This window comes from Arthrobacter sp. SE2 (genome assembly GCF_058244265.1).
Window position 1 is genome coordinate 112,381 of sequence record NZ_JBZAYA010000006.1, and the last position, 17,128, is coordinate 129,508.

The window sequence follows — 17,128 nt, forward strand, 5'->3', positions numbered from 1 at the left end:
TCAGGGAGGGCCTTCCGGCCCTAGCGGCTCGCCCAAGAGGCCGATGACACTGAGGAGAGATGGCTGCAGCTTCCCGGAAGGCACGTGGGCGCGTGAAGAAACAGATTCTTGTTGGTGTCGATGGGGCATCGGTGGGAAGTACTGCCGCGGACTGGGCGGCGGAACGCGCCCGCGATCTTGGTCTTCAGCTCAATTTGGTGCACGCCGTTCCCGAACCGTGGGCGTTCCCGGAGAAAGCCCTCCACGAGAACGCAATCGCGCAGGCCAAGGACCTGCTCAACAGTGAGTCGGCTCGGATCAGCGCGCAGATTCCCGCGCTGGACGTCGTCACGACCCTGAGCGCGGGAGAACCCTCCGAGAGCATGCGCAGGCTCTCTGCGGACGCGGAAATGGTCGTAGTGGGAACCGATCGACGGCCAGATAACCACGGCGAAGGATTTGGGTCGGTCAGTTTTCAGATCGCCATCATCAGCCACTGCGCCGTCGCGATTGTGCCTGCTCCTTCAACGCGTGAGTCGTCCGGCGTGGTGGTTGGTGTCGATGGCTCCCGGGACTCCGAACTCGCCGTCGAGTGTGCAGCTGACGAGGCACAGCGAATGGGACAGGAGCTCGTAATCCTCCATGCCGGTAGCGGCAATGAGCCCGCTCCGTCCGGGAGACCTGTGCGGGGGGCCGGTCGCGCATGGCCTGGGCTCGATGGGCACGCGCTGTCGTCCGAATCGGCCCAGGGCCTGACGGAGCGGGACCCTGGTTTGGTCGTACGCGAGATCCTGGACCTTGAGCGCGCGCCGGCTGAAGCGCTCCTCGACGCCAGCGCCCGTGCGCGTCTGCTGGTCATCGGCTGCAAAGGAAGGGGCGGGGCCCGCGTACTACTCGGTTCGGTTGCCCAGCACGTCCTGCTCAACATCCAGTGCCCTACCCTGATAACCCGCCCCGCCTTAGCAGAGGACGCTCCGGATGCGCCGGGGCTTGGAAGAGCACGACGCCTTCAGACCGGCTAGGGCCGAAAGTCACGGTCCAATTTTCGGAGCTGGGATGGGGGAACAAGCGCCGACGAATCGGCGCCCGGCATTCGGCTGTGCCCCAATGCCCGAAGTGCATTCAGGATTGTGGCGAGGTCCACCAACTCCTGAAGGAGAGCGCCGGCCACTGCCGGGACGACCCCGCATGCTGCCGCGGCCATCAACCCCACGCTGAGGAGGATGCCTGTCCAGATACTCGTGCGCGCGATGTGGATGGTGTGCCTGCCAATATCCACGGCAACGGCGACCTTGGACAGGTCGTCGAGCATGATCACGACGTCGGCCGATTCGCTGGCCGCGGTTGCTCCCTTGGCTCCCATTGCTATGCCAACGTCGGCCGCGGCCAGGACCGGTGCGTCGTTGACTCCGTCACCCACCATCATCACCGGTCGCCCCACTAACCGCGCGACGGCGGCGACCTTGTCGGCAGGCAGGCAATCCGCCAGGACCCGGGTTATCCCTGCCTCGGCCGCAATGTGTGACGCGGTGGAACGGGTGTCACCGGTCAGGAGCATGGTTTCCCGAACGCCGAGGCGTCGCAGCCGGGCCAAGGTGGCCACCGCGTTTTCCCGCAAAGGGTCGCTCATGATCAGCGTTCCGGCGAAACGCCCGTCCACACCGACGTAGATTCCAAGTTGTCCGCTGGCCACGTCGGCCTTTTCGAAGCCTGTCGTCGCCGATCCAACAAAGGTAGCTTTGCCAACCACCACAGTCTGGTTCCCGCAGACAGCCGTGACACCTTGGGTCGCGTGCTCGTTGGCGCTGCTGGCGGGTAGCAGTGGCAGGCCGCGGGATCGCGCGGCCTCAATCACGGAGGCTGCCAGCACATGGGAGGACGACTGCTCAGCGGACGCTGCGAGTTGCAGGATCCGAGAAGCGGATATTCCCACGGCTGCGGCCGTGGAGACCTGCACGTCGTGCAGGGTAGGGCGGCCGCGCGTGAGTGTCCCCGTTTTGTCGAAGACCGCCGTCCTGACGCGGGCGAGTTGTTCGAGGGTGCCGGCATTCTTGATGATGATCCCCGAGTGGGCTGCCCGGCTGGTGCCGCCAAGGAACGCTACAGGTGCTGCGATCAACAGGGGACACGGGGTCGCAACGACGAGCACCTGGGCAAACCGTTCTGGATCGTGACTGATGTACCAAGCGACTCCGGCCAACAGGAACGCAAACACCGTGAAGGGCACGGCATATCGGTCCGCAAGCCTGACGGTGGGCGCTCGGCTTGCCGCAGCCTCCTGGACCAGGGCCACGATCCGGCTGTACTGGGAGTTTGCGGCAGTGGCGCTCGCAACCATGCGAACTGCGTCCTCGCCGTTGATGGTGCCGCTCAGCAGTGCATCGCCTGCGCGGTGTTCGACCGGCAGGCTTTCACCCGTCAGCGAGGATTCGTCGAAGGTCCCGGCGGCGGAGAGCAAGAGTCCGTCTACGGGGACGATTTCGGAGGGTTTGACCAAGAGTGTGTCTCCGGAACGAACCCTCCCCACGGGTACCTCTTCCACAGGGTTGCCCGGGGTCTCGCGATGCGCGGTCCGGGGAGCCCGCTCAAGGAGGGCTTTCAGCTCGTGCGTAGCCCGGCCGTGGGCAAATTCCTCCAGGGCGTCTCCGCCGGTGAGCATGAGCACGATGATGAGGGAGGCAACATATTCCCCGACCACGAGGGTGCTGACGACGGCCGTCACTGCCAACAAGTCGATGCCCCATCGTCCTCGAAAGAGATCTCGGAACATGGACACGGCCCGGTACGCCGCCACGGCCAGAGCATAGATACTTGCTGTTCCCTGTGCCGCTGGCCCCTGCCCGGCACCCAGCAGTACCCCAACGCAGCCCCCCATAAGGAGGGTGGCAGCCACTAATGGAAAACGAAGGATCGTGGGCATGGGAGCCGCCGCTCTTGGTTGCCTCCTCAGGGGAGGATCTTCAGTCTTCTGATTGCTCAGTGGTGGGAGTCCCGGCTGAGGATGACCTTCAAAGCGTGCGTTTCTGATGCCCTTGAGAACGTGTCGTAGGCATCAATGATTTTCTCCAGTGAGAAGTGGTGGGTCGCAAATTTTTCGGCCGGGATTTTGTGCTGGGCCACCAACCGGAGCAGCATCGGGGTCGTGTTGGTATTGACGAGACCCATGCTGATGTTAATGTTGCGGATCCAGAGGTCCTGGAGGCGCAGTTCAACGGATTTTGCATGCACGCCGATGTTGGCCACATTCCCGCCGGGGCGCACGAGCCGCAAGGACATGTCGAAGGTGTCCGGGATTCCGACTGCTTCGATGGCGACATCCACTCCTGCGCCGTCGGTGTAGGACATGACGTCGTTGATCCACCCGGGATTGTCCGGGTTCACCACCTCGGTTGCGCCGAACTCCCGGGCTCTCGCAAGGCGCCCCTCGTCCGGGTCGATCGCAATGACCGCGGCAGCCCCGTGAAGTCCTGACATGAGCATTGCTGCCAGCCCGATGGGGCCGGCTCCGACGACGGCGACGACGTCACCTGGCTTGATGTGACCGGCCTGGACTCCGATTTCGAACGCCGTGGGCAGAATGTCGGAGAGCATGACGGCCTGGTCGTCGGTCACCCCGTGGGGCAGCTTGTACAGGGAGTTGTCTGCGTAGGGGACGCGCACGTACTCGGCTTGGGTGCCGTCAATGAGATGGCCGAATATCCAACCCGTTCCGGCTTGGCCCTCCTCTCCTGAGCAGTGCGAGTAGAGGCCCTTCTTGCAGTTGCCGCAATGCCCACAGGACTTGATGCAGGAGATGAGGACGCGGTCTCCGGTCCGGAGCCCGGTGACGGAGGAACCCACTTCGATCACCGTTCCCACGCCCTCATGCCCGAGAACCCGTCCCTCTTGGACGGCGGGAACGTCGCCTTTAAGGATGTGAAGGTCCGTTCCGCAGATCGTGGTGGTATCGATGCGGACGATGGCGTCGGTGGGGTTGATGATGTGGGGATCCGGAACGTCGGTCCAGGCCTTCTGTCCGGGTCCGTTATAGACGAGTGCTTTCATGATGCTCCATCCAAGAAGGGCAAGCCGTACCGTCGGCGACGCCAGCAGCAAAGTTAGCGGAACAGCTCGGAGCGGGCATCCCACACGGGAGTGTTCCAAATATCGGGCCGGGTGGCCTTGAAACGCCGGCCCGTGACGGCATCCAGGGTCAGACGCAGATAGTGGCTCTTGCCGCCCGGCTGCCAGGGATCAAGATGGAGGGCGTCGGCGGCAGCCTTTTCCTCCCGGTCGACGATGAGGTGGGCCTGGCCCCGGGCGACGACGCTCCAGGCCTTCCCGGAGCCTGCATCGAAGCCATCGATTTCGAGTGCGCAGCGATCCCGCATTGTGCTCCGGAATTTCGTCCCGATGCCCGTCCTGAAGACAATGGAGCCGTGGTCCACGACGTAATTCACGGGGAAGATGTCCGGATGGTCCTCGACGATCACGGCTAGCCTGCCCACGGTGGTTTGGCCAAGCAGTTCGAAACATTCGTCAGGGTTTAGTCTTTCGATCGCGTCCGCTGATTGGGGGTTCATGGCCCTGACGCTACCGGCGGCGGTCCGCCGTCGTTAGGGTCTTTGGACCCGCCGGGCGCCCCCATCATTCGAGTCCGGCGCGGGTGGCGTCGTCCAGGGGACTCCACCACGTCAGGGGAGGGGTAACGGTGAAGCGGCGCCCGGTGATCGACGTCGGGACGATGCGGACAAAATGGTCTTTGCGGCCCGCCTGCCACGGGAAAAGGAGCAGCCCGACGGTATCGAGGATCTCCTGGGTGAGCTTAATGGCGGCAGCCTGCCCCTTCACAACCACGCTCCACGCCACCCCGGTGTCCGGATTGACGCCGTCGGCTTCCAACGCCACGGGTGTTTCACTCAGGGCCGAGTGGAGCTTGGTTCCTTCCCCTGTCCTGAAGACGAGGGTGCCGTGATCTACCTTGTAGTTGATCGGGAAGATGTCGGGGTGGTCTTCCACCCAGACGGCGAGGCGCCCCACCGAGACGCCGCGCAACAGTTCCCAGCACTGTTGAGGTTGCAGGACCTCTGGCTCTGGTGTTGATGGTTTGTTCGTCATGTCGCCGAGGCTACGCCGGGGCGCGATGCGGGGAACAGGGCACAAAGACCCTCGCCTCGCAGGCGTCTGGAGGAACACGGGACTCGGGGGTAGTCTGGCATCGGATACGCCACCTGCCACAACACGGGCTACCTGCCCTGTGTGGGCGGTACCGCTCGAAAGGCAGTAGATGAACGGCTCCATTCCAGAACCTGTGGAGGCTGATCGCCTTCACGTGACCGGGACCCGGATCGAAGACCTGCTCAGGGACTTTCTGGCCAGGGCCGGAGAACTCCTGGACGCCCAGGAACAGATGCGTGGACTGTTGGAAGCGGTTGTCGCGGTCGCCGAAGACTTGAGCCTTGAAGCCGTGCTCGACAGGGTGGTCACTTCCGCCTGCAGGCTGCTGCATGCCCGCTACGGCGCGCTGGGTGTCATCGGTGAGAACAAGTCGCTGAGCCACTTCGTCACGGTCGGTATCGACGAAGACCTTGCACGCCGCATCGGCCCGCTACCTACCGGACACGGGGTCCTCGGCTTACTGATCAGCGAACCCGCCCCTCTTCGCCTTCATGACCTGCACCAGCACCCGAAGTCCTACGGATTCCCCGAAAACCACCCACCCATGAAGTCTTTCCTCGGTGTCCCGGTGCGGGTCCGTGACGTCGTCTTCGGGAATCTGTACCTGACCGAAAAAGAGGGCGGCGGCGATTTCACTCCCGAAGATGAGGACCTCGCCATCGCGTTGGCCGCAGCTGCCGGCGTGGCCATCGAAAACGCACGCCTCTATGAGGACGCCCGCCGCCGCGGGTCCTGGCTTGAGGCATGCATGGATGTGACGGGCCGGATGCTGGGCGATGATCGGTCGGCGGCGCCTGACAGGGCCGCCCTGGACCTGATTGCTGAGAGGGCGCTTCGGGAATCTGCATCCCAGCTGGCGCTGATCCTGGTTCCGGACGGGGGCGTAGGTTCGTACCGCGTCGCAGGTGCCGCGGGGGGCGACAGCGCAAAATTTGCGGGGAACCTCCTGCCGCTGGATTCCGCTGCGATCATGACAGTCTCCGCCACCGGGGCGCCCGCATGCATGGACGAGGCCGGAGACATCCTCGGACCGGCTGACGGCTTGTCCATGGGAAAGCTACTCGCGATCGATCTCAGCGCCCAGGGAGCCCACCATGGACTCCTGCTTCTGGTTCGAACGCCTGGAACGGGACCTTTCGCGAAGACGGATGTGGAGATGGGGGCCGTCTTCGGTTCCCACGTTGCCTTGGGCCTGGAACTGGACCGAATTCACCGGCTCCGTGAACAATTGGTCGTTTTCTCGGACCGGGATCGCATCGCCCGGGACCTGCACGACGTCGTGATCCAGCGCCTTTTCGCTGCGGGCCTCAGCATCCAGAGCCTGCGGCGGTTCACGACCGGGGAGCCTGCCCTGGCCCGGATCGATGCAGTCACGGCGGAACTGGATGAGACCATCAGGGACCTCCGAAACACCATCTATTCGCTGCGGGCAAGCTCCGGTGAGCAGGAGCTGCTGAGCAGCCGCATACTGCAGACAGTCCGCAATGCCACCAGGTCCTTGCCGTTCGCCCCGCACCTGACACTCAACGGGGCGGTCGATTCAGTGCCCGACGACGGAACCGTCACCAACGCGCTGGCAGTCATCTCTGAGGGCCTCAGCAACGCAGTCCGCCACTCCGAAGCGCACGCAATCAGTGTTTCAGTCTCGGCGGAAGACGGGATGTTGACTCTGATCATTGAAGACGACGGCAAAGGCTTCAGGGATCCCGTCCACGGGAATGGCCTGGTGAACATGGAACAACGGGCCTTGGAATTGGGCGGTTCATTCGAGGTCACCGGAACACCAGGGAAAGGGACCACGCTGGTGTGGAAGGTCCCCATCCACTGAACCGTCGACGGACGGTTCAGGTTTCCGTTTCTCGTCCGTGGGCAATGTAGACGGCCGCCTGGGTGCGCCGCTCGAATCCCAGTTTCGCCAACATCGAGGACACGTAGTTCTTCACGGTTTTCTCGGCCAGTATCATCTGTTCCCCGATCTGCCGGTTCGTCAGACCCTGGCCCACCAAATCCAGGACCCGTCGCTCCTGGGGAGTCAATGAGGCGACCCTCGGATCCAAGCGCTGAGGTTCCGTGAACCCCTGAATGATCTTCGCCTTCACGGCCGCGTCAAACAAGGACTCACCCCGCGCAGCCCGGCGGAGCGCGCCGAGCAGGTCAGTGCCCCCGATTTCCTTCAAGACGTACCCTGCTGCACCCGCAAGTACGGCTCCACGAAGGGCCTGTTCGTCGTCATAACTGGTCAGAATCAAGCAATTCAGGGTGGGGTCAACGGAGCGCACCTCCCGGCACACTTCGATTCCGGTGCCGTCGGGCAACCTGGCGTCCAGCACCGACACGTCCGGGCGTAACGCCGGAATGCGTCGGGCAGCCTCCTCGGCCGAACCGGACATGCCCACCACCACAAAGCCTTCGCTTTCCAGCAATTCCTGCAGTCCCCGGCGGACAAGCTCATGATCGTCAAGGACGTAGACCCGGATAGGCGGCAGCCCAGCGACTCCGGCGTTGTTTTGGGGTGGTACTGGGCGTTCCATGATCCTCCTATCCGGCAGCCCGTGGCCGCTGTAGCACCGGCAGGTCATGCTTTCCCGGCTATGTCATTGTTCACTGCCCGCCAACGGCAGACAAGGGCCGAAGGACCCGGGCCGATGCCATGACTTTCGGCCCTGTTTGACGGCGCCACTTTCTGCCCATTCTTAGAGAAACCGACGGAATGGAGGGGAACCCCATGGCCACGCGAACCCGGCATGACAAGATCGTCGTCGGCGTCGACGGCTCGGATGCCTCCGTCGAGGCCCTGCGCCAAGCCCACCGCCTCGCATCGGCACTGGGAACGAGCGTCGAGGGTTTGATCTGCTGGGATTTTCCCGCCGGACATGAGGCCTACGAAATGATGGGGCAGGACGGATTCAGCCACCAAGCATCCGAAATCCTCCAGGACGCTATGACGAAGGCCTTCGGCCCGGAATTGCCCGGGAACGTCCGGACCAGGCTCGTCCTCGGCGCCGCCCGGCAGTCGCTCATCGACGCCAGTAGATTCGCCTCTTTGCTGGTCGTAGGCCGCCGCGGACACGGCGGGTTCAACGGCCTGTTGCTCGGCTCGGTCAGCGCGGCATGTGTCGCCCACGCCCATTGCCCCGTCCTTGTCGTCCATGCGCCTGAAGCAAACGGGCACGCCGAGCCCCGTCCCGGCACCACAGGGGCGGCCATCCAGAAACCCCAACCGATCAAAGGAGCGCAATCCAGATGAAGAAGTGGACCCGTTGGCAGGACTGGACGGTCATCGCCGCCGGCACCTATGCCGCACTCTCGGTGCTGTGGACAAGTCAAGGCGGATCGTCCACAGCCTTCGTGGTCATCCTCGGCGTGCTGCTGGTCGCCGTCGGGGCCACGAACCTGGCCATGCCAGGGATGCCGGCTGCCGAATGGGCGCAAGCCCTATTCGCCGTCATCCTCCTCTTCGCGCCCTGGCTTGGAGGCTTCGCCTCCATGACCGGTGCGGCCTGGAGCGCCTGGATCCCGGGCGCGGTCGCCCTCGTGGTTACGGCATTGGCCATCAAGCCCAGCACGGAGGAATACCGGCACCACCACACGATGCCTGCGGCGTAACCGCGCAACTCCGAACCGGGCGTCCGGCTACGCCGGATGCCCGGTATCCGTCCAACTTGGAGGAGACCAGCATGAACAGCGATCACCCGGCCCGCCTGCGGTTTTTTGGCGCGACCGACACTGTCACCGGGTCCCGCCATCTCCTCGAATCCCGGGACACGCGGATCCTGGTCGACTGCGGCCTCTTCCAAGGCTACAAACGCATCCGCGCCCGCAACAGGATCCCGTTTCCCGTTCCGCCCGCTTCGATCGATGCTGTGCTGCTTACCCACGGGCATCTGGACCACACCGGATATGTTCCTGCTCTTGTCCGGGACGGTTTCACCGGGCCGATCTACGCAACCCACGGGACCAGCGAACTTTGCAAGCTGCTGCTACCGGACAGCGGCCACCTTCAGGAAGAGGAGGCGCGTTACGCCGACCGCCGGGGATCCTCGGTGCATGTTCCAGCGCTTCCCGTTTACACCGCGGCAGATGCGGTCAGGTCCCTGAACGCCTTCGAACCCCGGGATTTTGATGCCCCGCTTGAACTTGGAGATGGCATCGAGGCCACCTTCCTCCCGGCCGGACACATCCTCGGTGCAGCCCAGATCCACCTAAACGTCGATGGGCATTCCATTCACTTAACCGGAGACCTGGGCCGTGCCGACGATCCCCTCATGTTCCCGCCCCGGGAACTGGAGGCCGCCGACATTCTTGTCACGGAGTCCACGTACGGCAACCGGAGCCACCCGGACCAGGACCCGGCGGCTGAGCTTGGCGCGGTCGTGTCCCGCGTTGCCAAACGTGGGGGAGTCGTCATGATCGCCGCGTTCGCCGTCGGCCGCGCAGAAACCCTGATGCTCCATCTCTCCCGGCTCCGCCGCAAGCGCCTCATTCCGGACATTCCGATCTACCTCAACAGCCCCATGGCGATCGACGCCTCCTACATGTACCGGCAGCACCCGGACGAACACCGCCTCCTCGTTGACGAGTTCGAAGACATGTACAAGCTGGCCACCATGACACGTACCGCCGACGATTCCAAGCTTCTCAACCTGAGGGAAGGGCCAATGATCATCATCTCCGCCAGTGGCATGCTCACCGGAGGAAGAATCCTTCACCACCTCGAGGCCTATGGTCCGGATCCGAAAAACGCCATCATCCTCAGCGGTTACCAAGCCGGGGGAACACGCGGCGCCGATCTTGCAGCCGGAGCGAAGGATCTCAGAATCTACGGTCAGGACGTCCCCATCCAGGCCGAGGTCATACACCTTGAAGGATTTTCCGCGCACGCCGACGCCGACGAAATCATCCGTTGGATGCACTCAGCAAACCAGGCACCGCAAATGACCTATATCACCCACGGCGAATCTGACGCCTCCGATGCCCTGCGCCGCCGCATCAAACGCGAACTCGGCTGGAACGCTCGCGTCCCGGAATACCTCGAATCAGTCCCGCTCGAGAACCCGCACTAAAACAGCAGTCTTCAACCACCCCAAGCACAGGAGGCCGATGATGTCTCTCTCAGAACACGAAAAGACGACGTTGGAACGGATCGCCCAGGAGCTGGAGCGTGATGACCCGAAATTCGCGTCCAAGATGAGAGCGAACCCCAGGCCGATCACGCGGAGGCACCTGGCTTTCGGGATCTTCGCCGCCGTCGTCGGATGCCTTGTGCTGCTGACCGGGGTCGCGGCCCGCGCCCCGGCTTTGGGAATCATCGGGTTCACCATCATGGGCGCCGGGGCATACCTGGCAACGATGCGAGTCGCTTCCTTGCGGATCCGACGGCGCCCGAGCTCCTCCCCGTCCATGGGACCCGCAGAGCTGGGGTAGGTGGCACAGCCGGCCTGTTGCCGTGAAGTGCAGGGCGCGCGGATGCTGGGCAAGCCAGCTACGGCCTCGAAGTAGCCCGCAGGACTTCCGGCCCTAACAGCCGAGAGCGAGCGGACGGAAACTAAACGTGCAACGGCCGGGAACTGGCTGGAGATAATCTCAGGGAAGATCGGACATGCCATGAAAGTACCAATAGTTGTAGGTGTCAACGATTCCGGTGCGAACGAGGCCGCTGTGGCCTGGGCGATGCACCGGGCCGCGGCAATGAAGTTGCCCGTAGACCTCGTGCACGCGGTGGATGACCGGTGGATGTCGGAATCCTTTGCTTACAACGAGATGGCCAAGAAGGCTGCGAAAGAGCTTTTGGGCAAGGCAAAAGCCCACGCGGCCGGAGCGGAACCCAGCGTTGATGTCCGAACACTATTGATCTCGGGTAGCGCCGGGTATGCCCTCCGCAAGCGGTCCAAGAAGGCGGCGCTCGTGGTCATCGGTTCTGGCACGCATGTCAGGCCCGGAGGTCGGCTAACTGACCGGGCGCTGCAGATCGCTGCGGTAGCGCTGTGCCCGGTGGCCGTCGTCGGAGAGGACGGTTTGAGCAACCGCCAAGGGGTTCTCGTCGGGGTGGATGGTTCGGAGGAGTCGACGCAAGCGGTGGCATTCGCGGCCGCGGAAGCAGACCGTGAAGGGCAGGAGTTGACGGTGCTGCACGCCTTCCGCGCGTTTCGCCCCTGGGTGCTATTGGCGCGGTCGGAGGGCAACCCGGCCGAGAAGATGCTGGAAGAAGAACGGGTCACACTTTCGGAAGCGGTGGCCGGTTTGGCAGAAGATTATCCTGACCTTGTGGTTCATCAACTCCTGGAGATTGACAAGCATCCGGCGGCTGCCTTGGTTGAAGCTGCGTCGAATTCACAGTTGCTGGTGCTTGGCAGTCGAGGGCGAGGAAGTTTCAAACGCCTCCTATTGGGCTCGACTGCCCACGCAGTTCTTTCGCAGTTGTCGTGTCCAACCATCATTACCCGGGTACGCGGGGCCAAGAACACCAAGTAGGAGTTCTGTCCTGGGGATAGGGCAGACGTACGATGCCTGATGACGCCGGTGGACCCCGATTCTTCTTAAAACGCCACTCCACGAAGTTCAAGTCGCTGCTCGCTGATCTAGGTGCCGGCGGTTCGCTGTGTGTAGTGTTTGTCCCTGCCGGGATGGCGTACTCGCTTGCCGAAGCCGATCCGCACCGGATACCTCGCGGGGATAGCTCTGGTCATCGCCGTGAACCAGCTTCCAGGCCTTCTGGGACTTGAGCACCTAAGTGCGGCCAGCGGGCTCTGGGGGCAGCTGGCGACCGCCTTGATTCACGTGGGACAAGGGGACACGAACCTTGCAGCGGCTTTGATCAGTGCGTTCGTGCTGGTCCTGCTTGTCGTGACATCCCGGTCTTCAGCCCGATGGCGCATGCTCGGGGTGCTCGGTGCCGCCGCCGGGTCCATCCTGGCAGGCCCGGCACTATCCGACGCTGGAGGGCGCCGTCGACGGCTGGCGCCAGGACCCGAAATCAGGCTAGGTGCAGGTGGCGGCCTGTCACCACAGCTGCGTGGATCCGGACGAAGTCATTCCTTACCCCGCCGGCCCAGGGCTCTTTCATGACCTGTCCCCAAAGGTAGGTCAATAGCTCCGGTTCCTCCACATGCGAAGAAGGACCGCTGACCAGGACCGACCACCCTTCGCTTCGGTCGAACCGTGCCTCATCGATTTCAAACGATGAATTGAGGCGAGGTACTGCGTCGCCGATGGTCCCGGCAGCAGAGGTGCGGAAATATATCGCCCTGTTGTGGACGAGGTAGCTGACGGGGAGGATCATCACCCTGTTCTTGTAGTTGAAGCCGAAGCGCCCCGTGTCCCGTGAGCACAGCAGCTCCCAGCACCGTTCCTCGCTGAGCTCCTCGGTGACATGACGGGCACCGTCAATGCGGCCGGGTTCCATGTTGGAAAGGGGCATTTGTTTCTCCTCGGACAGATTCCGTGGGTCAGGATATTGAGTGTATGGAGGTGATCTCTCCTGCCGTCCTTGGCGTTCAACCCTTTTCCGGAGCATGGACAACAAGGACCGGGCAGTGGGCGTGCGCAACGCAGGCTGAACTCACTGATCCGAGTAGCAGGCCTCCAAATCCTCCGTGGCCACGTCTACCGAGGACGATCATGTCCGCTTCCCGGCTAGCCTCAATGAGGGATTCCCGGGCGTGACCGCGGACGACACGCGAAACCACATTCTCGGGCAGCTCCGGACCGAACGCCTTTTCCAAGGAATCCCTGAGGACCTGTTCGGCGCTTTCCTCGAAGTCATCGATGCCCATGGCCACGTAGCCGCCATAGACCTGAGGGAACTCCCAGTATGCACTGGCTGTGACTTGCGCTCCCATTGGCACCGCCAGGCTCTGGGCTTGCCTCAGTGCTTCGATGGAGGCTTCCGATCCATCAACACCAACAACGATCCTGGCTGTAGTTTCCTCGGTCATGATTTTCCTCCTCCGATAAGCGTGATTCAGTACTCCGCTAGCGTGTACGGTCGCCGACCCCGGGCTGTAGGGCCGAAGGTCACTGTCCTGCGCCCGGACGAGGCATAGTCCGGCCGATCGGCCGGACTGTGTGTCCTACTCTCGCGTTATCGGGATCCTCTGAGCGGATGAGGGCTGGACCTTCTCCGGAATCGGAACTCGCACCTCAAGGACGCCGTCCTTGTATGAAGCGGAGACGTCCTCCCGTTGGACGGTGTCGGGCAGAGGCAGCCTGCGCACAAAGGAGCCGTAACGGAATTCCGATCGGTAGCTGCCCTTGTCCTTACGTTCCTTGCTCTCCTGCCGTTCAGCCCTTATTTCAAGGAACCCGTTCCCAAGCGTGATTTCAACATCTTTCTCCGGATCGATCCCCGGCAGTTCGGCGCGAACGACCAGGGTAGTGCCTTCAACCAATTGTTCGACCCGAATCCCGGATGCCGCCACATCACCTTCGAAGAGCCGTTCGATCATCTCGATGGGTGAGCGACGGTTATCGAACCACCTGATTAAGTCGGTCATAGCTGCCTCCTTGTCTTGATCCGGTCAGGCCTGAACCGGCCTGACCCTCCCAGAATGCGAATCACGGAGAATAGATCCCAGAGGCTTTGGTCCTCTCCGTCCACTTCCGGATTTGTCTTGCGGCCAGTTAGGAGCCGGGGCGGCCGGATCAGCGGTCAGGAATCCCGTGGGGGCCACCATCGGGATGGTGGGCTGATCACGAACCTGCGGCCGCTCATTTCCGCCGGCGTTACCCGGATCAGGTGGTCTTTGGCGCCGGGCTCCCAGGGTGAGAGTTCCATTGCGGCAAATGCCTGCAGTTCTTCGTCGACCGAGACGATTTCTGCATGTCCCTTGACGATTACACTCCATGCAATTGTGCCGTAGATGTTGAAACCATCGGCTTCTAGCGCGATCGTTTGGCCGGCCAGGACTGCATCCAGTTTGGTACCGGGTCCTGTCCGAAAGATTACTGTCCCCTCGTCAGGCATGTAGTTGATAGGGAAGATCTCCGGGCTGTCGCCGCTGACGACCGCAACCCTGCCGACGGAGGAAGAACGAAGGTACTTCCAGCACTCATGAACACTGAGCTCTTCGGTGTCCGGCCTCGACTCTGAATTCTCCATGAAGCTGAGCCTACCGAGCTGGGGCAGGCGGTAGTAGAGGAACAACGGGTGACATCAAGAAGAGGGTGAAAGCTAGGCCGTCACCTTGCGTCGCCTGCGAGCCGGACGGGCAAAACGCCCGGGCACAACCGCGACAACCGGCGCGCTGAAGCGGGCGGCGCGGCGGGAGATGTGGTGGGTATCCGGGCGACGGCGGACGGGCGTCGGCACGCCCGGCAACTGCTGCGCGGCCCGGGCGAAGAACCACTGCTTGGCGAATTCGACCATCACCATGTAGATAACGATCATTCCCAGTAGTGACAGGAAGAACGGCACGGGCAATGGATCGAAGCCCAGCAGGCCCGCCATTGGAGACAGCGGCAGGAAGATCCCCGCGGCCACCACGCCCAAGGATGCACTCAACAGGCCAAGCGATGGACGGCTGCGCAGGAACGGGACCCGCCTGGTCCTGATGGCGAAAATAATGAGGGTCTGGGTCGCGATGGATTCGATGAACCAGCCCGCCCGGAATTCTCCCGGGACGGCATTGAAGACCAACAGCATGAGGGCGAAGGTCGCAAAGTCGAAGATTGAGCTGATCGGCCCGAAGAGGAACATGAAGCGCCGGATGAAGGCAATGTTCCAGTGCGACGGTGCCAGCAGTTGTTCCTTGTCCACGCGGTCGCCCGGGATGGCCAGTTGACCGCTGTCATAGAGCAGGTTGTTGAGCAGGATCTGCCCCGGCAGCATCGGCAGGAAGCTCAGCACCACCGACGCCGTGGCCGCGCTGAACATATTGCCGAAGTTGCTGGACGTGCCCATCAGCACGTACTTGATGGTGTTCGCGAAGATCCTCCGGCCCTCCATCACGCCCTCGGCCAGGACGCCCAGGTCCTTGTCCATCAGCACCACGTCGGCGGCGTCTTTGGCGACGTCGGTGGCGCTGTCAACGGAGATCCCGATGTCGGCCTTGTGGAGGGCCAGGGCGTCGTTGACGCCGTCGCCCATGAAGCCCACTGCCCCGCCGCTTCGGCGCAGCAGGGTGATGATGCGGGCTTTCTGCTCGGGCGAGACGCGGGCGAAGATGGTCGCTTCCCGGGCGATGGAGGCCAGCTCGGTATCGGACAGGGCATCTACGTCCGCGCCGGTAAGGGTTCCGCCGGAGACTACACCGAGTTCGGAGCACACCTTTTCGGCGACTTTGGCGTTGTCCCCGGTGGCGATCTTCACGGAGATGCCCAGCGTGGCCAGCTGGTCCAGGGACGCTTTCGCGTTTGCCTTGGGCCGGTCGAGGAAAACAAGGAAGCCGGCCAGGACGAGGTCCCGTTCGTCATCGGGACTGATGCGACTCAGCCCCGACGCTGGGCGGGTGGCCACCGCCACGACCCGCGATCCGGCATCGAACTGTTCGTCCAGCATGGCCTGCACGTCGGGCGAAGTCGGCCCGCAGAGGGCGAGGACATCCTCGGGGGCGCCCTTGGTGACCAGGCGTGCCGGGCCGCCGGCATCCCGCACCAGCACGCTGGTGCGCCGGCGTTGGTGGTCGAAGTCGATCAGGTCGACGCGCTCGAAGCGGGCAGGATCAAAGACTGCCGCACCCGCACTTTCCCACAATGCGGCATCGAGCGGGTTCTGCCCGGCCGTGGATTGCTTGGCCTCGACGTAGTCGGTTTCGGTGGCCAGCAGACCCAAGGTGAGGAGTTCGACGTCGGACACTTCCGGGGAGGCGGGCAGCGCGCCGGTGAAACTGATGCGCCCCTCGGTGAGGGTGCCGGTCTTGTCGGTGACCAGGATGTCCATGTCGCCCAGGTCCTCGATGCAGACCAGCCGTTTGACCAGGACTTTCCGCCGGGCCAGCTGGCGGGTGCCGGTAGCGAGGCTCGTGCTTACGACGGCGGGCAGCAGCTGCGGCGTGATGCCGACGGCGATTGCCAGGGAGAACAACAGCGACTCGATCAGCGGGCGGTGCAGCAGCAGGTTCGCGATGAAGATCAGCGTGGTGAGCCCGATAGCCACCTGCAAAAGCAGGAACGAGAACCGCTTCAGCCCGAGCTGGAATTCGGTCTGGGGCTGCCGTTCTCCGAGGCCCAGCGCGATCCGGCCGAATTCGGCGCGGCCGCCGGTGGCCACCACCACGCCGGTGCAGCCTCCGGACTGGATGACGGTTCCCATGAAGGCGCAGGATGCGAGATCGCCCAGCGCCAAGCCCGGCGCCACGGGGGCCGGATCTTTGCCGGCTGGCAGGGACTCTCCCGTCAGGATGCTTTCGTCGCAGAGGAGGTTCTTGGTGCTCAGGAGGCGGATGTCGGCGGGGATGATGGCGCCCAGACTCAGGTGTACGACGTCGCCAGGCACCAAGGCGGTCACGTCCACGTCCTGTGTGGTCCCGTCGCGGAGCACGACGGCGCGGTGGGTCACCCGGGAGTGCAGGGCTTCAGAGGCCCGTTCGGCGCGGAATTCGTTGGTGAAGCCCAAACCCACGCTGACCAGCAGGATCACGCCGATCACGATCGAATTCGTCGCATCGCCCAGGAAGAGGGACAACCCGGCCGTGATGATCAGCAAAATCAGGATGGGGCTGGCGAACTGCCGCCCCAACACCGCCCATCCATTGGCCCGGTGCGTCCGGACAGCGTTCGGGCCGTGTTCTGCAAGGCGTTCCGCAGCTTCTTTGTTTGTTAGCCCTTCCGGGCTGGAGCCCAGATGTTCGAGGACATCGTCCGGATGAAGGCACGCGGCGTCTGTGATCGGCAGCCGTGTGGAGTGCCGCTCCTGGACAGTGAGATCTGACATGCCGTATCCGTTCGAATGCAAGCCTGAGGGAGTCGCCCTTGGGATAAGGGTACGGCTTGGGGCTGGTTGTTTGTGATGTGCGGAAGAATGGCGTGGCCGGGGTCGGTCGAGGCTGCCGTCGGT

At 63.3% G+C, this 17,128-nt stretch carries 18 protein-coding genes; 8 read left to right on the plus strand and 10 right to left on the minus strand.

Going from position 1 to position 17,128, the window contains the following annotated elements; translation table 11 throughout:
- The first annotated feature begins 92 nt into the window (after positions 1 to 92).
- Positions 93 to 1,001, plus strand: coding sequence for a universal stress protein (locus AC4CS3_RS10405; protein ID WP_490783388.1), 909 nt, complete (start codon positions 93 to 95; stop codon positions 999 to 1,001).
- Here the strand turns inward: AC4CS3_RS10405 and AC4CS3_RS10410 are convergent.
- From AC4CS3_RS10410 to AC4CS3_RS10425, 4 genes are all read right to left on the minus strand, one after another.
- The gene (locus tag AC4CS3_RS10410) at positions 998 to 2,899 is read right to left on the minus strand and encodes a heavy metal translocating P-type ATPase (RefSeq protein ID WP_490783389.1); all 1,902 of its coding nucleotides are present in this window, start codon (positions 2,897 to 2,899) and stop codon (positions 998 to 1,000) included. The genes AC4CS3_RS10405 and AC4CS3_RS10410 overlap by 4 nt on opposite strands.
- 56 nt (positions 2,900 to 2,955) lie before the next feature.
- Entirely contained in the window at positions 2,956 to 4,023 is a 1,068-nt protein-coding gene (locus AC4CS3_RS10415; RefSeq protein WP_490783390.1) for a zinc-dependent alcohol dehydrogenase family protein, read from the minus strand.
- Between the two features lie 53 nt (positions 4,024 to 4,076).
- Positions 4,077 to 4,541, minus strand: coding sequence for a pyridoxamine 5'-phosphate oxidase family protein (locus tag AC4CS3_RS10420; protein WP_490783391.1), 465 nt, complete (start codon positions 4,539 to 4,541; stop codon positions 4,077 to 4,079).
- A gap of 64 nt (positions 4,542 to 4,605) precedes the next feature.
- Positions 4,606 to 5,076: a pyridoxamine 5'-phosphate oxidase family protein gene (locus AC4CS3_RS10425; protein ID WP_490783392.1), complete on the minus strand. Its 471-nt coding sequence runs from the start codon at positions 5,074 to 5,076 to the stop codon at positions 4,606 to 4,608.
- A gap of 169 nt (positions 5,077 to 5,245) precedes the next feature.
- Between AC4CS3_RS10425 and AC4CS3_RS10430 the strand changes: the two genes are divergently transcribed.
- The gene (locus tag AC4CS3_RS10430; protein WP_490783393.1) at positions 5,246 to 6,964 is read left to right on the plus strand and encodes a GAF domain-containing sensor histidine kinase; all 1,719 of its coding nucleotides are present in this window, start codon (positions 5,246 to 5,248) and stop codon (positions 6,962 to 6,964) included.
- 16 nt (positions 6,965 to 6,980) lie between these two features.
- Here the strand turns inward: AC4CS3_RS10430 and AC4CS3_RS10435 are convergent, their stop codons facing one another.
- Positions 6,981 to 7,667 (minus strand): response regulator, encoded by a 687-nt coding sequence (locus AC4CS3_RS10435; RefSeq protein ID WP_490783394.1) that lies wholly within the window; start codon positions 7,665 to 7,667, stop codon positions 6,981 to 6,983.
- Positions 7,668 to 7,861: 194 nt separating this feature from the next.
- Here AC4CS3_RS10435 and AC4CS3_RS10440 point away from each other — a divergent pair, with 194 nt between their 5' ends.
- From AC4CS3_RS10440 to AC4CS3_RS10465, 6 genes are all read left to right on the plus strand, one after another.
- Positions 7,862 to 8,383 (plus strand): universal stress protein, encoded by a 522-nt coding sequence (locus AC4CS3_RS10440; protein WP_490783395.1) that lies wholly within the window; start codon positions 7,862 to 7,864, stop codon positions 8,381 to 8,383.
- Positions 8,380 to 8,742 carry an SPW repeat domain-containing protein gene (locus tag AC4CS3_RS10445; RefSeq protein ID WP_490783396.1) on the plus strand — a complete coding sequence of 121 codons (363 nt, stop codon included), beginning with the start codon at positions 8,380 to 8,382 and terminating at the stop codon, positions 8,740 to 8,742. The genes AC4CS3_RS10440 and AC4CS3_RS10445 overlap by 4 nt, the downstream gene beginning before the upstream one ends.
- Before the next feature lie 71 nt (positions 8,743 to 8,813).
- Positions 8,814 to 10,199, plus strand: a complete 1,386-nt coding sequence (locus AC4CS3_RS10450; RefSeq protein WP_490783397.1) for an MBL fold metallo-hydrolase RNA specificity domain-containing protein — start codon at positions 8,814 to 8,816, stop codon at positions 10,197 to 10,199.
- Positions 10,200 to 10,239: 40 nt separating this feature from the next.
- Positions 10,240 to 10,560, plus strand: coding sequence for a DUF3040 domain-containing protein (locus AC4CS3_RS10455; protein WP_490783398.1), 321 nt, complete (start codon positions 10,240 to 10,242; stop codon positions 10,558 to 10,560).
- A gap of 180 nt (positions 10,561 to 10,740) precedes the next feature.
- Positions 10,741 to 11,607: a universal stress protein gene (locus tag AC4CS3_RS10460; protein WP_490783399.1), complete on the plus strand. Its 867-nt coding sequence runs from the start codon at positions 10,741 to 10,743 to the stop codon at positions 11,605 to 11,607.
- 165 nt (positions 11,608 to 11,772) lie between these two features.
- Positions 11,773 to 12,201 carry a SulP family inorganic anion transporter gene (locus AC4CS3_RS10465; RefSeq protein ID WP_490783400.1) on the plus strand — a complete coding sequence of 143 codons (429 nt, stop codon included), beginning with the start codon at positions 11,773 to 11,775 and terminating at the stop codon, positions 12,199 to 12,201.
- Here AC4CS3_RS10465 and AC4CS3_RS10470 read toward each other — a convergent pair.
- The 5 genes from AC4CS3_RS10470 to mgtA form a co-directional block, all read right to left on the minus strand.
- Complete coding sequence (locus tag AC4CS3_RS10470; RefSeq protein ID WP_490783401.1) at positions 12,110 to 12,553, minus strand: pyridoxamine 5'-phosphate oxidase family protein; 444 nt, start codon at positions 12,551 to 12,553, stop codon at positions 12,110 to 12,112. The genes AC4CS3_RS10465 and AC4CS3_RS10470 overlap by 92 nt on opposite strands.
- 76 nt (positions 12,554 to 12,629) lie before the next feature.
- Positions 12,630 to 13,070 (minus strand): universal stress protein, encoded by a 441-nt coding sequence (locus tag AC4CS3_RS10475; RefSeq protein WP_490783402.1) that lies wholly within the window; start codon positions 13,068 to 13,070, stop codon positions 12,630 to 12,632.
- Between the two features lie 135 nt (positions 13,071 to 13,205).
- Positions 13,206 to 13,628, minus strand: a complete 423-nt coding sequence (locus AC4CS3_RS10480; RefSeq protein WP_490783403.1) for an Hsp20/alpha crystallin family protein — start codon at positions 13,626 to 13,628, stop codon at positions 13,206 to 13,208.
- 155 nt (positions 13,629 to 13,783) lie between these two features.
- Positions 13,784 to 14,233, minus strand: a complete 450-nt coding sequence (locus tag AC4CS3_RS10485) for a pyridoxamine 5'-phosphate oxidase family protein (RefSeq protein WP_490783404.1) — start codon at positions 14,231 to 14,233, stop codon at positions 13,784 to 13,786.
- Between the two features lie 72 nt (positions 14,234 to 14,305).
- Positions 14,306 to 17,005: a magnesium-translocating P-type ATPase gene (mgtA, locus tag AC4CS3_RS10490; RefSeq protein ID WP_490783405.1), complete on the minus strand. Its 2,700-nt coding sequence runs from the start codon at positions 17,003 to 17,005 to the stop codon at positions 14,306 to 14,308.
- Positions 17,006 to 17,128 lie beyond the last annotated feature (123 nt).

Coding starts and splice junctions, on each gene's coding strand:
- AC4CS3_RS10410 (WP_490783389.1), bottom strand. CDS start 2,899: ATGCCCACGATCCTTCGTTTTCCATTAGTGGCTGCCACCCTCCTTATG.
- AC4CS3_RS10450 (WP_490783397.1), top strand. CDS start 8,814: ATGAACAGCGATCACCCGGCCCGCCTGCGGTTTTTTGGCGCGACCGAC.
- AC4CS3_RS10440 (WP_490783395.1), top strand. CDS start 7,862: ATGGCCACGCGAACCCGGCATGACAAGATCGTCGTCGGCGTCGACGGC.
- AC4CS3_RS10435 (WP_490783394.1), bottom strand. CDS start 7,667: ATGGAACGCCCAGTACCACCCCAAAACAACGCCGGAGTCGCTGGGCTG.
- AC4CS3_RS10455 (WP_490783398.1), top strand. CDS start 10,240: ATGTCTCTCTCAGAACACGAAAAGACGACGTTGGAACGGATCGCCCAG.
- AC4CS3_RS10475 (WP_490783402.1), bottom strand. CDS start 13,070: ATGACCGAGGAAACTACAGCCAGGATCGTTGTTGGTGTTGATGGATCG.
- AC4CS3_RS10425 (WP_490783392.1), bottom strand. CDS start 5,076: ATGACGAACAAACCATCAACACCAGAGCCAGAGGTCCTGCAACCTCAA.
- AC4CS3_RS10485 (WP_490783404.1), bottom strand. CDS start 14,233: ATGGAGAATTCAGAGTCGAGGCCGGACACCGAAGAGCTCAGTGTTCAT.
- AC4CS3_RS10445 (WP_490783396.1), top strand. CDS start 8,380: ATGAAGAAGTGGACCCGTTGGCAGGACTGGACGGTCATCGCCGCCGGC.
- AC4CS3_RS10430 (WP_490783393.1), top strand. CDS start 5,246: ATGAACGGCTCCATTCCAGAACCTGTGGAGGCTGATCGCCTTCACGTG.
- mgtA (WP_490783405.1), bottom strand. CDS start 17,005: ATGTCAGATCTCACTGTCCAGGAGCGGCACTCCACACGGCTGCCGATC.
- AC4CS3_RS10460 (WP_490783399.1), top strand. CDS start 10,741: ATGAAAGTACCAATAGTTGTAGGTGTCAACGATTCCGGTGCGAACGAG.
- AC4CS3_RS10415 (WP_490783390.1), bottom strand. CDS start 4,023: ATGAAAGCACTCGTCTATAACGGACCCGGACAGAAGGCCTGGACCGAC.
- AC4CS3_RS10480 (WP_490783403.1), bottom strand. CDS start 13,628: ATGACCGACTTAATCAGGTGGTTCGATAACCGTCGCTCACCCATCGAG.
- AC4CS3_RS10470 (WP_490783401.1), bottom strand. CDS start 12,553: ATGCCCCTTTCCAACATGGAACCCGGCCGCATTGACGGTGCCCGTCAT.
- AC4CS3_RS10420 (WP_490783391.1), bottom strand. CDS start 4,541: ATGAACCCCCAATCAGCGGACGCGATCGAAAGACTAAACCCTGACGAA.